Genomic DNA, 13,060 nt, shown 5'->3' on the forward strand with positions numbered 1-13,060 from the left:
AGGACTACCGGAACAACCACGGAGGCGGCGCGGTGTCGGACGCCAGGACCCCTGCGCAGATCGAGGCGGACATCGTCCGCCGGCGCGAGCAGCTTGCCGAGACGCTGGACGAGATCGGCGTGCGGGTGCACCCCAAGACGATCGTCGGCGACGCCAAGGCGAAGGTCGCCTCACAGGTGGACCAGGCGAAGGGCCGGGCCCTCGACGCGGTCCAGCGGGCCGTCTGGGACGTCCGCGGAAAGTTCGTCGCGGACGACGGCTCCCCGCGGCTGGAGCGGCTGCTGCCGGTCGCCGCGGTGGTGGTGGGGCTGGTGGGGTTCCTGGCGGTCTCCTCCCGCAAGCGCAAGGGCTGAGCCGGTGCGGAGCCCGGGCGTGGCGCCACGACGGCGTCGGGGCAGGTAGGTTTCCACGCGTGAGCGCCAATAGCCATGAACAGAACACCCAGCCCCAGCACGACAAGCTGCCCATCCGGATGCTGCACGACCGCGTGCTGGTGCGCACCGACATCCCGGAGGGGGAGCGGCGCTCCACCGGCGGCATCGTGATCCCGGCGACCGCGGCGGTGGGCCGGCGGCTGGCCTGGGCGGAGGTCGTCGCGATCGGCCAGAACGTCCGGACGGTCGAGACCGGCGACCGCGTGTTGTACGACCCGGAGGACCGCGCGGAGGTCGAGGTGCGGGGCGTGGCGTACGTCCTGATGCGCGAGCGCGACCTGCACGCGGTGGCGGCGGACCGCTTCTCGGGCTCGGAAGACACCACGGGCCTCTACCTGTAGCTCCGCGGCGGGCTTGGACTCCCTCGCCGTTTCCCCTGGGGAGCGTTGGTCCCTGCGGGCAGCCCGTGGCTTGTCGCGCAGTTCCGCCCCTGCGCCCAGAGGGCGTGGTGGTACCCCCAGCGCCCCTGTTTTGCTCCCCTTCTCCGTCACCTGCGGGCGGAGGGGTTTAGGGGCGCGGGGAACTGCGCGGGCAGCCCACCACCGGGCCGCAGTGAACAACGCGCCCGCAGGGAAACGGCGGGCATGTCGGGGGCGTGAGGAACTGCGCGAGCAGGTCGTCGCAGGGGCGGCGAGATGCCGAGGCCGCGCCGAGCCGGGCGAACGGAAGCAGGCGCTGCCCGCAGGGTGGTGAGGCAGCTCACCAGGGGGAACGGCGCCATTTTGCTAGGCTGGGGCCAGCCCGACGAGACGCGCCGTACCGGGTTTACGCAAAGACGACGCACCCCCAGAAGCTCAATCGTCTCGGAGGTGCCGTCATGGCGTGGGTTCTTTTGATCGTGGCCGGAATACTCGAAGTCGGCTGGTCGATCGGCATGAAGTTCACCGAGGGCTTCACCAAGCTCTGGCCCAGCGTCTTCACCGGACTCGGCATCGTCGCGAGCATGGTGCTGCTCGCGCAGGCCACCAAGACCCTGCCCATCGGCACCGCGTACGGCGTCTGGGTCGGCATCGGCGCGGCCGGTGCGGCGATCGTCGGCATGGTGGCGCTCAACGAGCCCGTGACCGCGGCGCGGATCTTCTTCGTGTCACTGCTCCTCGTCGCCGTCGTCGGCCTGAAGGCGACCTCGGGTCACTGACCGGACGACGCTCAGGGAGTGTCTTCAAAGGAGCGTCGTCCGCCCTTTGGGCGGGCCTGGCGGGGTCTGGTGCGTGCGATTGCAAGGCGGAGCAGGAAGCCAATGCGGAGCGTTGGCGACCGACGACAACGCAGCAAGCGTGCGTACCAGGGCACGACGGGCAGACGGGACTTTGAAGACACGACCTCCCGGGGCAATACACCTAGGGCGCACCTTGTGAGGCACGGGCACTCGGCAGGAGGCCCGTGCCTCCGTCCGTCGCCCCCGGCCCGCCCCCGCCGTCGTCCCTGCGGACCCCGTCCGGCGGGCCCGGCAACTGCACCGTGCCCAGGTCGCCCAGCGGCGCATCCGTCGGCAGGTCCACCGACGGCACGGGGAGCACCGGGTCGGCCGAGCCGGCCGGGGCGGAGGTCGCGCCGGCGGACTCGTCCGCGGGCGGCGGCGCGCTCGACGGCGTCCCCGCGTCCGACGCCGTCGACGACGCCGACGGCGACTCCTCGTCCCCCGTGCTCGAACCCGGCCCCGAGCCCTCCAGGTCGAACCCCAGGATCTCCGTCCCGCCCAGCGCCTCCCCGGTGAACTGCCCCCAGATCCGCGCCGGCGCCCCGCCGCCGCTGACCCGCGGCAGCCCCATCGCCCCGTACAGCGGCTTCTGCACGCCCGACTCCGGGTCCTGGCCCATCACCGCGACCACGGTCGCCAGTTGGGGGGTGTAGCCGGCGAACCACGCCGCCTTGTCCTCCTCCGCGGTGCCCGTCTTGCCGGCCGCCGGGCGGCCCGCCGACTGCGCCGCCGTGCCCGTGCCGCCCTGCACGACGCCCTGGAGCACCGCCGTCGTGGTGTCCGCCGCGGCCCGGCTGACGACCTGTTCGACGTCCGTGGTCGGAAGCTTCACGTTGACGCCGCCGCGGGTGACCTCCGCGACGATGGTGTACGTGCCGTGCCGCCCGTGGTTGGCGAGGGTGGCGTACGCCTGCGTCACGTCCAGCACGCTCGCGGTCGCCGCGCCCAGTGCGATGGACGGCGACGAGGACAGGTCGGGGGTGCCCGCCGGCAGGCCCAGCGCGATCGCGGTGCGCTTGACGTCCGCCGGGCCGACGTCCATCGCCAACTGCGCGTACACCGCGTTCACCGACTTGTCGGTGGCGGTCTGCACGGTGATCGGGCCGTACGACTTGCCGTCCTCGTTCTCCGGGGCGTACCGCGGGCCGCTCCAGCCCTGGACGGTGCGCTCGTTCGTGCCGTCGTAGACGGTGTTCGGGGTGATGGGTCGGCCGTCCTGGGTGCGGGCGCCGGTGTCGACGGCGGTGGCGAGGACGAACGGCTTGAAGGTGGAGCCCACCTGGTAGTCGCGGCGGGTGGCGTTGTTGACGTACTGCCGGGTGTAGTCGACCCCGCCGTACATCGCGACCACCGTGCCCGTCGCCGGGTCGATGGCCGCGCCGCCGACGCGGACGTTGCGGTCGGCCTTGCGCCGGTCGGGGGAGAGCCGGGAGAGCACCTGGTCGTCCACGGCTTCGACGAACGCGTCCTGCTTCGCCCGCTGGAGGGTGGTGGTGATCCGGAAGCCGCCGGCCGCGAGGGTCTTCTCGTCCACGATTCCGTGGCTGGTCAGGTGCTCCTCGACCGCCTGCACCACGTAGCCCCGCTGCCCGGAGAGGCCGGTGGCGGGCTTCGCGCTCTGCGGGGCGGGGAAGGCCGTCGACGCCCGCTCGGCCGCGCTCAGCCAGCCCTTCTTCACCATGCCGTCGAGCGTGTACTCCCAGCGCGCCAGCGCGGCGGACCGGTTCTCCGGGTGGGTGGTGACGTCGAAGGCGCTGGGGGCGTTCAGCAGCGACGCCAGGTAGGCGCCCTGGGCGGTGGTGAGGTCGGCGGCGTCGGTGCCGTAGTACGCCTGGGCCGCGGCCTGCACCCCGTACGCGTTGCGCCCGAAGTAGCTGGTGTTCAGATAGCCCTGGAGGATCTCGCTCTTGCTCTGCTCGCGGCCCAGCTTGATCGCGATGAAGAACTCCTTCCACTTCCGCGAGATCGTCTGCTCCTGGCCCAGGTAGTAGTTCTTCACGTACTGCTGGGTGATCGTCGAGCCGGACTGCTTGCCCTTGCCGGTCAGGGTGTTCCAGGCGCCCCGGACCATCGCCTTGGGGTCGACGGCGCGGTCCGTGTAGAAGTTGCGGTCCTCGGCGGCGAGCACGGCCCGCTGGACGCTCATCGGGACCTGGGACAGCGGCACGCTCTCCCGGTTGACCTCGCCGTCCCGGGCGAGTTGGCTGCCGTCCGCGTACAGGTAGACGTTGGACTGCGCGGTGGCCATGGCGTTCGCGGGCGGGATGTGCACCAGTGCGTAGCCGGCGACGAAGCCGCCGACGACCAGCCCCGCCGCGATCAGCACCCCGCCCAGCACCGTGCGCCAGGTGGGCACCAGCCGGCGCCACCCCGTCCGCCCGGGCCGCCGGCCGGGGCCGCGGCGGCGGCTCGGGCCGCCGGCGGGGGCAGTGGCCGCCGGAGCGACCGCGGTCTCGTCCCGGGGGGTCCACCCCTGCGGCGGCTGCTCGCTCATAGGTACATACTGCACTTTTCGGTCAGACATCCCCTGGACCCTCGCGCGTCACGGCGCCGAACAAACCGATCGCGCGGGCACGGGCCTTCGTACTAAACTCCTGCGCTTTGGCGCTTCCAGGGAACAACGAGACGTGCAGGGGAGGGGAAACGGACGTGCGCCTGTACGGAGTCGTCGCAGTCGGGTGGTTCCGCCGGTACGCGACGTACCGGGTGGCGACCGCGGCGGGCGTCTTCACCAACACCGTCTTCGGCTTCATCCTGGCCTACACCTACATCGCCCTGTGGGACGAGCGGCCCCAGCTCGGCGGGTACGACGTCGCCCAGGCCCTCACCTACGTCTGGCTCGGGCAGGCGCTGCTGGCGGCCGGCGCGCTGATGGGCGGCGGCTTCGAGGACGAACTGGTCGAACGCATCCGCACCGGCGACGTCGCGATCGACCTCTACCGCCCCGCCGACCTCCAACTGTGGTGGTTCGCCGCCGACCTCGGCCGCGCCTGCTTCCAACTGCTGGGCCGCGGCGTCGTCCCGCTCGCCTGCGGTGCGCTCGTCTTCGACCTCGCGCTGCCCGCGTCCCCGCTGACCTGGCTCGCCTTCCTGCTCGCCGTGTTCTTCGGGCTCGTCGTCGGCTTCGCCGTCCGCTACGTCTTCGCCCTGCTGGCGTTCTGGCTGCTGGACGGCTCGGGCATCTTGCAGATCGCCATGCTGACGGGCCTGTTCTTCTCCGGGATGCTGCTGCCGCTGAACGTCTTTCCCGGCGCCCTCGGCGAGATCGCCCTGGCGCTGCCCTGGTCGTCCCTGCTCCAGATCCCGGCCGACGTCCTGCTCGGCGAGCGCACCGGCAGCGGAGTGCTGACGGCGTACGCGTTCCAGCTCGGCTGGGCCGCGGTGCTGCTGGTCGCCGGGCGGCTGCTCCAGTCGGCCGCGGTGCGCCGGGTGGTGGTGCAGGGTGGCTGAGCCGACCGTGCCGTACCGCGGCGCGCTGCGGGAGGGGGCGCGCTCCTACGGGCTGATCACCGCCATGTGGATCCGCTCCACCATGGCCTACCGGGCGTCGTTCGCGCTGACGCTGCTGGCGAGCCTCGCCGTCACCGGCTTCGACTTCCTCACCATCGTGCTGATGTTCTCCCACGTCGACGTGCTCGGCGGCTACGAACTCGGCGAGATCGCCTTCCTGTACGGGATCGCCTCCACCGCCTTCGGCATCAGCGACCTGCTGCTCGGCTCCGTGGAGCGGGTGGGGCGGCGGGTGCGGGACGGCACGCTGGACACCCTGCTGGTGCGGCCCGCGCCCGTGCTGGCGCAGATCGCCGCCGACCGCTTCGCGCTGCGCCGGCTCGGCCGGATCACCCAGGGCGGGCTCGTCCTCGGCTACGGCCTCTTCGCCGTCGACGTCGACTGGACGCCGGTGAAGGTGCTCATGGTGCCGATGATGCTGCTGAGCGGCGCGGTCGTCTTCGGCTGCGTCTTCGTGGCCGGCGCCGCCTTCCAGTTCGTCGCCCAGGACGCGGCCCAGGTGCAGCACGCCTTCACCTACGGCGGCAACACCCTGCTCCAGTACCCGCCGACGGTCTTCGCCCGAGACCTGGTGCGCGGGGTGACCTTCGTCGTGCCGCTCGCCTTCGTGAACTGGCTGCCCGGGCTGTACGTGCTGGGCCGGCCCTACCCGCTCGACGTGCCGCAGTGGCTCGCCTTCGCACCGCCCGTGGTCGCCGCCGGGTGCTGCGCGCTGGCCGGCGCGGCGTGGCGGGCGGGCCTCCGTACGTACCGCAGCACAGGGAGCTGACCGACCGTGACCACTGACACCGCGGCGCCGGAGGCGTCGGAACGCGTCGAGGCGCCCGACGTGATCGAGGTGGACGGCGTCGAGAAGGTCTTCGACGTCCACCGGCGGGTCGGGCTGCTGCGCCGGGAGAAGCGGCAGGTGCGCGCCGTCGACGGGCTCAGCTTCCGGGTGCGGCGCGGCGAGATGGTCGGCTACATCGGCCCGAACGGCGCCGGCAAGTCCACCACCATCAAGATGCTCACCGGCATCCTCACGCCCAGCGGCGGCCGGCTGCGGGTCGCCGGGGTGGACCCGTCCCGGGACCGGACCCGGCTGGCGCGACGCATCGGCGTGGTCTTCGGGCAGCGCACCACCCTGTGGTGGGACCTGCCGCTGGCGGACTCGTACCGGCTGATGCACCGCATGTACCGGATCCCCGACCGGCGCTACCGGGAGAACCTGGACCGCTGCGTGGACCTGTTGGAGCTGGGGGAGCTGCTGGACGTGCCGGTGCGCCAGCTCTCGCTGGGGCAGCGGATGCGCGGCGACATCGCGGCGGCGCTGCTGCACGACCCGGAGGTGCTGTACCTCGACGAGCCGACGATCGGCCTCGACGTGGTCTCCAAGGCGAAGGTGCGGGAGTTCCTGCGGGACCTGAACGCCGAGCGCGGCACCACGGTCCTGCTGACCACGCACGACCTCACCGACATCGAACAGCTCTGCCGACGGGTGATGGTCATCGACCACGGGCGGCTGATGTACGACGGGGCGCTCGCCGGGCTCCACGAGGTGGGGGCGAGCGAGCGCACCCTCGTCGTCGACCTGGACCGCGAACTGCCGCCGCTCGTGCTCGACCTGGCGCGCACGGTGAAGGTGGAGGGGCCGCGGCAGTGGCTGGCCTTCCCCGCCGGGCAGTCGGCGGCGCCGCTGGTGGCCGCGGTCGCGGAGCAGTACCCGGTGGTCGACCTGTCGGTGCGGGAGCCCGACATCGAGGCGGTCATCGCCCGGATGTACGCGGACCGGCCCGGAGCGTGACGGACGCGGAGCACGACCGGCACGGAGTACGGCCGGCACCGAACATGATCGGCACGGAGCATGATCGGGGGCGCTGACTATCCTTCCCCGTATGAGTGAACTCCCTGAGATGAGAGCCTCCGACTCCGAGCGGGAACGGATCGCCGAGCGGCTCCGCGAAGCGGTGGCGGAGGGCCGGCTCACGATGGATGAGTTCAACGACCGCCTCGACGCCACCTACCGGGCGCGCACCCACGGCGAGCTGGAGCCGCTGGTCAGCGATCTGCCCGCGCCGGGCACCACGATCGAGTCCCCGTCCGCGGCCCCGGCCGCGACCTCGGCGGACCGCCCGGTGCGCTGGGCCGACCGCATCGGGGGCCTCGCCACCTCGAAGTTCGCCGTCGCCGTGTGGGGCGGCTTCTCCCGCCGCGGCCGCTGGACGGTGCCCCGCTCCTTCAACGCGTACACGGTCATGGGCGGCGGCGAGCTGGACCTCAGGGAGGCGCACTTCGAGGACCGCGAGGTCGTCATCCGCTGCTTCGCCGTGATGGGCGGCATCGACGTGATCGTGCCGCCGGAGCTGAACGTGGAGGTCAACGGCTTCGGCTTCATGGGCGGCTTCGACGAGTCCGGCAGCGACGAGGCCCTGCCGGACCCGGCCGCGCCCCGGGTGCGCGTCACCGGCTTCGCCCTGATGGGCGGGGTCGACGTGCGCCGCAAGCGCACCAAGGCCGAGCGCCAGCGGCTGAAGGCGGAGCGCGAGCAGGCCAGGCGACACGGCCGGCTGCACAAGGGCGACGACCCGCGGGAACTGGGCTGATCTCCGGCGCCCCGGCCCCGCTGGCGAGAACTCGCCAGGTGGACGGGGGGTCGTACGGGAACTCCGGATGCGTCCCGGGAGTCCCTGAGATAGGGACAATGCGTACGGGCTGCGCGCGGACGGGTGGAGCAGGATGAACAGCACGGACCGGGATCACCCGGAAGGCACGCCCCGGGCGGGGGTGGCCGCGCCCGCCGCCGGGCCGGGCAGGACGCGGACGGGGCTGCCCTCCTTCGCGTACACGGAGGCGGACGCCGAGAAGCAGCGCGGCGTGCGCCGCATGAAGCGGTTCGCGACCGGGCTGCTGCTCTTCGTCGCGCTCGTCTTCGCCCTCGCGACCTGGGCGAAGAACGAAGGCGCCGGCCCCTGGGCGGGGTACGTGGCCGCGGCGGCGGAGGCCGGCATGGTCGGCGCCCTCGCCGACTGGTTCGCCGTCACCGCCCTCTTCCGGCACCCCCTCGGCGTCCCCATCCCGCACACCGCGATCATTCCGAACAAGAAGGACCAGCTCGGCGCCTCGCTGGGCTCCTTCGTCGGGGAGAACTTCCTCTCCGAGGACGTGGTCCGCACCCGGCTGCGCTCCCTCGGCATCGGCGCCCGGCTCGGGGCCTGGCTGGCGGAGCCCGCCCACGTCGACCGGGTGACCGCCGAGCTGTCCACCGCCCTGCGCGGTGCCCTCACGGTGCTGCGGGACGCCGATGTGCAGGCCGTCGTCGGCGAGGCCATCACCCGCCGGGCCAATGCGGTGGAGATCGCCCCCGGCGTCGGCAAGACCCTGGAGAAGGTCGTCGCCGACGGGGCCCACCACCGCGCCGTCGACCTGGTCTGCGCCCGCGCCCAGGAGTGGCTGGAGGAGCACTCGGACTCGGTGATGGACGCCATCGAGGGCGGGGCGCCGGGGTGGACCCCCAGGTTCGTGGACCGCAAGATCGGCGAGCGGGTCTACCGGGAGCTGCTGCGCTTCGTCACCGAGGTGCGCGACGTGCCGGACCACCCCGCGCGCGGCGCCATCGACCGCTTCCTCGCGGACTTCGCCGCCGACCTCCAGTCGGACACGGACACCCGCGCGCGGGTCGAGCGCATGAAGTCCGACCTGCTCGCCCGCGAGGAGGTGCAGGACGTGATCGCCTCGGCCTGGTCCTCCGTACGGGCCATGATCATCTCGGCGGCGGACGACGACCGCAGCGAGCTGCGGCTGCGGGCCCGTGCCTCCTTGCTCTCCCTCGGCGCGCGGCTGTCGACGGACGAGCGGCTCCAGTCGAAGCTGGACGGCTGGATCGAGAGCGCCGCGGTCTACGTGGTGACGACCTACCGCGGTGAGATCACCTCGCTGATCTCGGACACGGTCGCGAGCTGGGACGCGGAGCACACCTCCCGGAAGATCGAGGCGCACATCGGGCGGGACCTCCAGTTCATCCGGATCAACGGCACCGTGGTCGGCGCCCTCGCCGGTCTGGTGATCTACACCGTGGTGCACGCCTTCGGCGGCTGACCGCGGGTCGACCCAGAAGCGCGTCCGCCCGGCCTCCGTTGTGAAGGGGCCGGGTGGACGGGCGTCGGAGCGACCCCGCTGTGCTCGTCGCCGTTGGTGAACGCGGGGGCCACGCCCGGGACGCCGAGCACCACGGCGCTGGCCGGCACGGCGGGAAATCGCTTCCGCATCGTTCTGGCCCCTCCCGCGGGGCACCGGCCCCGATGGTCGGTCGTGGGATGGAACGCATCGGAGCGGCGGGCGGTCCAGCGGAAGAATCGTCACGACCGATTGAACCGTTGGTCAGTAGGGGCCGTATTACCGGGCAGACCCACACACCCATCGAGCCTGGGGACCCACCATGCGCAGCACACGGTCTGCCACCTTTGCGACGGCCGCCGGCGCGGCCGCGCTCGCCCTGCTGACCCTGACCGCGTGCGGGGGATCCGACGGGGCGCCGTCCTCCGACGGGGGGAAGGGCGCGGGAGCGATGGGCGTGGGTGCGTCGGCGAAGCCCGCGGGTGCCTCGATCGTCCAGGTCGCCGACTCGTCGCTGGGGCGGATCCTCGTCGACGAGAAGGGCCGTACGCTCTACGGATTCACCAAGGACAAGCCGGGTGCGAGCAGTTGCGACGCCGACTGCGTCGCCGTCTGGCCGGCCCTGACCTCCGCCCGCGACATCGCCGCCGGCCCGGGCGTCCAGGCGGCCCTGCTGACGGAGGCGAAGCTGGAGGAAGGTGCGGAGCAGGCGGTGTACGGGGACTGGCCGCTGTACTACTACGTCGGGGACACGGCCGCGGGGGACGTGAACGGCCAGGGCCTGGACGGCGAGTGGTTCGCGATCGCAGCGGACGGAAAGCTGGTCAAGAAGGCCGAGTGACGCGCTTCGTGGCCGAACGGAAACGAGCCGGAGCGAGCCGGGTCGAGTTCGCGCGGATCTGATTCGAGCCGAGCACGGGCGAGGAACGTGCCGCCCGTTCTCCCGGCATTCCGGTCGCGTTCCGGTCGGAATCCGGCCGTGATTTCGATGGCATTCCGACGAGGTCCGGGACATCTCTTGGCTGCGGCGTTCGGAACTGTCCCGCCGAATGCCGCGGGCGCCCGCTCCCGGTGGCCGATCACCACATCCCCCGCAGCGCGGTCACCGGGAGTGCGGCACCCCCGAGCCCCGGGCGGGGCGGGGGCGAACCCAAGGCCCGGCCCCGCCCGGGGCGACTACCGTCCCGGGCGGCCGTGGAGCTACGGGGTGACCGTGATGCGCAGCGCGGCGCTGGCGCTCATGTCGTCCTTCTCGCCCTTGAACCGCACCCGGTAGTTGATCAGGTCTTCGCCCTCGTAGTCGGCGTGCGAGGTGTAGACGATCGCGCCGTCCTTCACCTCGGCCGACCCGCTGCCGGGCCCGCTCTCCACGGTGAGCTCCACCTTCCCCTTGGCGAACGCCGCGTTCAGGTCCGTGCCGGTCCCGTCCGCGAGGGCGGCGGCGTCGTTGTCCAACACCTTCACCACCGACGCCTTGGCGGTGGTCGCGCTGACCTCGTCGTTGCGCAGCAGCAAGCTCCCCTGACCGGAGCCCGCCGCCTCGGAGGTCTGGGCGACCACGCCGGAGCTGCCCGGGCTGGCCCCTTCCTTGTCCTTCGTTTCCGATCCGCAGCCGACGGCCGTTCCCAACACGACGACGACTCCGGCAGTGGTTAGCGCGATGCGCCCACGCGCATATATCGGAGACATGTGCCCCCCAAGGCCGACAGAACCGATCTGAGTGGGCTGATCATGGCGTTCCGGACGGCGGCGCGGGGCGCCGGGGCCCCAGATGATGCCGAGTCGTGATGTGCCGGCGCGTCAGCCCCGGGTGGGAGGGGCGGTTGCGGTCGGCCCGCCGTGGCAATCCCGGTAGGTCGCGCCCGAGCCGCACCAGCACGCCGCGCCCTTCGCCGGCGGCCACGGCAGGGCCCGCCCGCGGGCCGCGAGGGTGGTGGCGTACTGGGGGAGGAGTTCGGTGGAGGCCGGGGAGGACTGCTCGGAGGCGGCGAACGCCTCGTACGAAGGGACCGTCGCCGTGACGACGCCGAGGTTGGCCGTCCCGGTGGCCGCCAGGTCGCGCAACGCGCCCTCGATCGCGGCGAGGTGCTCGACGTGCGAGGGGTACTCGACGGCGAGCTGCGGATACGCGGCCAGCAACTCGTCGAACTCCCCCTTCGGCCAGTGCAGCACCGCGACCGGGAAGGGCCGCGACAGCGCCGAACGGTAGGAGCCCAGCTCGGAGCGGAGCCGGGCGATCTCGGCGCGCAGTTCGGCGGGGTTGTCGGAGCCGAGGGCCCACAGCCGGTTCGGGTCGTGCAACTCGTCCAGCGAGATCTCCGCGTGGGCGGCGTGCACCTTGTCGGCGAGGGTGTCCCGGGCGTCGTGCGGCAGGCCCAGCAGCCGGCGGACCCGGTGGCGGCCGATCAGCAGGGCCTGGGTCTCGTACGTGACCTCGTCGTCCCCCGGCGTCAGCAGCACGGAGAGCGCCGTGGTGAAGCAGTCGTGCGACGCCTCCAGTTCGTCGTGGGACTCCAGCGTCTCGGCGATCACCTCCCAGGGGGCCGGGTCGACGGGGGCGGCGCTGCGGATGCCGGCGATCAGGGCGCGGGCCTCGGCTTCGTGGCCGTACTCCCACAGGTTGGCGGCTTGCAGCGCCTTGACGAGCAGGGGGCGGTCGGTGCCGGCGGCGAGCAGCCGGTCGTAGAGGGTGGAGGCGTATTCGCGGTCGCCGGCCAGTTCGAGGTGGGCCGCGGCCCGCAGCAGCAGGGGTTCGTGGTCCTCCGGGTACTGCGTCGCGGTGCGCAGCAGACGTTCGGCTTCGGCGACGTGGTCGGCAGGCGTGTCGGGGCGCATGGTGGACACCGTACTGCCGTACGGCCAACGGCCCGGCCCCCGCCTCCGGCGGGTGCGTCGCGGTGCGCACGGCTCTGGTGGGTTGCGGGGCGGCGGCCTATGGTGCGCGCGTGCGGATGCGGCCGGAGCGGCGCGAACGGTTGCCCGTCGTCGTTCAGGGGCGCGGGCGGCGGGGGCGTGCGCGGGTGGCCGGGGCGCTGTGGGTCGGCGCGGAGGTCGCGGTGACCCTCGGCGTCGTGGTCCTGCTGCTCGTGGTCCACCAGCTGTGGTGGACGAACCGGCAGGCCAGGGCGGGTGCGGAGCGGGCCGTGGCGGCGCTGGAGCGGGAGTGGGAGGCGCCGGACGCACCTGGTGCTTCCGAAGCGCCTGAGGTTTCCGACACGTCTGACACTTCCGGCGTGCCCGGTGCGTCGGGTGCGTCCGGGGTGTCGCGCGGTGACGGCGACGATGACGGCCGGGACGGCGGCGGTGACGCGCGGGCGGGCGCTGGGCGTACGCCCCGTTGGGACCGTGCGTACGCCGTGCTCCGCATTCCCCGCCTCGGGGTGACCGTGCCCGTCGCCGAGGGCGTCGCGAAGCGGGGCGTGCTGGACAAGGGGTACGTCGGCCAGTACCCCGGCAGCGCGCGCCCCGGGCAACCGGGGAACCTCGCGCTCGCCGGCCACCGCAACACGCACGGCGAGCCGTTCCGCTACGTGAACCGGCTGCGGCCCGGTGACGACATCCGCGTCGAGACCCGGGACGCGGTGTACGTCTACGCGGTGGACAAGACGCTTCCCCAGACCACGCCGTGGGACGTGGGCGTGATCGCCCCGGTTCCGCGGTCCCTGGTGCGGCCGGGAGCCGGCTACGCGGAGCCGGGTCGCTACGTGACGTTGACGACCTGCACGCCCGAGTTCAGCTCGAAGTACCGGTTGATCGTGTGGGGGAAGCTGCGCGGGGTGGAGAGCCGGTAGGCGGGTGGGCGGGCCGTTAGACGCCGACGTCG

At 72.7% G+C, this 13,060-nt stretch carries 13 protein-coding genes and 1 riboswitch; of the genes, 10 read left to right on the top strand and 3 right to left on the bottom strand.

All coding sequences use genetic code 11. From position 1 onward, the window contains the following. The first annotated feature begins 32 nt into the window (after positions 1–32). From ACH4E8_RS29060 to ACH4E8_RS29070, 3 genes are all read left to right on the top strand, one after another. Positions 33–353 (top strand): DUF3618 domain-containing protein, encoded by a 321-nt coding sequence (locus ACH4E8_RS29060; RefSeq protein WP_398453701.1) that lies wholly within the window; start codon positions 33–35, stop codon positions 351–353. A gap of 59 nt (positions 354–412) precedes the next feature. Then, positions 413–775 carry a GroES family chaperonin gene (locus ACH4E8_RS29065; RefSeq protein WP_398453703.1) on the top strand — a complete coding sequence of 121 codons (363 nt, stop codon included), beginning with the start codon at positions 413–415 and terminating at the stop codon, positions 773–775. A 382-nt stretch (positions 776–1,157) separates the two neighbouring features. After that, a riboswitch (guanidine-III (ykkC-III) riboswitch) is annotated at positions 1,158–1,219 on the top strand. A 32-nt stretch (positions 1,220–1,251) separates the two neighbouring features. After that, complete coding sequence (locus tag ACH4E8_RS29070; protein WP_398453705.1) at positions 1,252–1,572, top strand: DMT family transporter; 321 nt, start codon at positions 1,252–1,254, stop codon at positions 1,570–1,572. 202 nt (positions 1,573–1,774) lie between these two features. Here ACH4E8_RS29070 and ACH4E8_RS29075 read toward each other — a convergent pair whose 3' ends face one another. Then, positions 1,775–4,129 (bottom strand): transglycosylase domain-containing protein, encoded by a 2,355-nt coding sequence (locus ACH4E8_RS29075; protein WP_398453707.1) that lies wholly within the window; start codon positions 4,127–4,129, stop codon positions 1,775–1,777. Between the two features lie 155 nt (positions 4,130–4,284). Between ACH4E8_RS29075 and ACH4E8_RS29080 the strand changes: the two genes are divergently transcribed. The 6 genes from ACH4E8_RS29080 (at position 4,285) to ACH4E8_RS29105 (ending at position 10,078) form a co-directional block, all read left to right on the top strand. Next, positions 4,285–5,085, top strand: a complete 801-nt coding sequence (locus tag ACH4E8_RS29080; RefSeq protein ID WP_398453709.1) for an ABC transporter permease — start codon at positions 4,285–4,287, stop codon at positions 5,083–5,085. Continuing rightward, complete coding sequence (locus ACH4E8_RS29085) at positions 5,078–5,914, top strand: ABC transporter permease (protein ID WP_398453711.1); 837 nt, start codon at positions 5,078–5,080, stop codon at positions 5,912–5,914. The genes ACH4E8_RS29080 and ACH4E8_RS29085 overlap by 8 nt, the downstream gene beginning before the upstream one ends. A 6-nt stretch (positions 5,915–5,920) precedes the next feature. Further along, positions 5,921–6,928: an ATP-binding cassette domain-containing protein gene (locus ACH4E8_RS29090; protein ID WP_398453713.1), complete on the top strand. Its 1,008-nt coding sequence runs from the start codon at positions 5,921–5,923 to the stop codon at positions 6,926–6,928. 91 nt (positions 6,929–7,019) lie between these two features. After that, positions 7,020–7,727, top strand: coding sequence for a DUF1707 domain-containing protein (locus ACH4E8_RS29095; RefSeq protein WP_398453715.1), 708 nt, complete (start codon positions 7,020–7,022; stop codon positions 7,725–7,727). A gap of 133 nt (positions 7,728–7,860) precedes the next feature. Next, the gene (locus ACH4E8_RS29100) at positions 7,861–9,219 is read left to right on the top strand and encodes a DUF445 domain-containing protein (protein ID WP_398453717.1); all 1,359 of its coding nucleotides are present in this window, start codon (positions 7,861–7,863) and stop codon (positions 9,217–9,219) included. A gap of 340 nt (positions 9,220–9,559) precedes the next feature. Next, positions 9,560–10,078, top strand: a complete 519-nt coding sequence (locus ACH4E8_RS29105; RefSeq protein ID WP_398453719.1) for a hypothetical protein — start codon at positions 9,560–9,562, stop codon at positions 10,076–10,078. A gap of 359 nt (positions 10,079–10,437) precedes the next feature. Here the strand turns inward: ACH4E8_RS29105 and ACH4E8_RS29110 are convergent, their stop codons facing one another. After that, positions 10,438–10,869, bottom strand: a complete 432-nt coding sequence (locus ACH4E8_RS29110) for an Ig-like domain-containing protein (protein WP_398453721.1) — start codon at positions 10,867–10,869, stop codon at positions 10,438–10,440. Positions 10,870–11,037: 168 nt separating this feature from the next. Then, complete coding sequence (locus ACH4E8_RS29115) at positions 11,038–12,072, bottom strand: SEC-C domain-containing protein (RefSeq protein WP_398453723.1); 1,035 nt, start codon at positions 12,070–12,072, stop codon at positions 11,038–11,040. A 116-nt stretch (positions 12,073–12,188) separates the two neighbouring features. On the opposite strand from ACH4E8_RS29115, the gene ACH4E8_RS29120 reads away from it, so the two are divergent. Continuing rightward, complete coding sequence (locus ACH4E8_RS29120) at positions 12,189–13,028, top strand: class E sortase (RefSeq protein ID WP_398453953.1); 840 nt, start codon at positions 12,189–12,191, stop codon at positions 13,026–13,028. Positions 13,029–13,060: the final 32 nt, after the last annotated feature.

Origin of the sequence: Streptomyces sp. NPDC017979, assembly GCF_044328175.1 — a bacterium.
Lineage (GTDB): Bacteria > Actinomycetota > Actinomycetes > Streptomycetales > Streptomycetaceae > Streptomyces.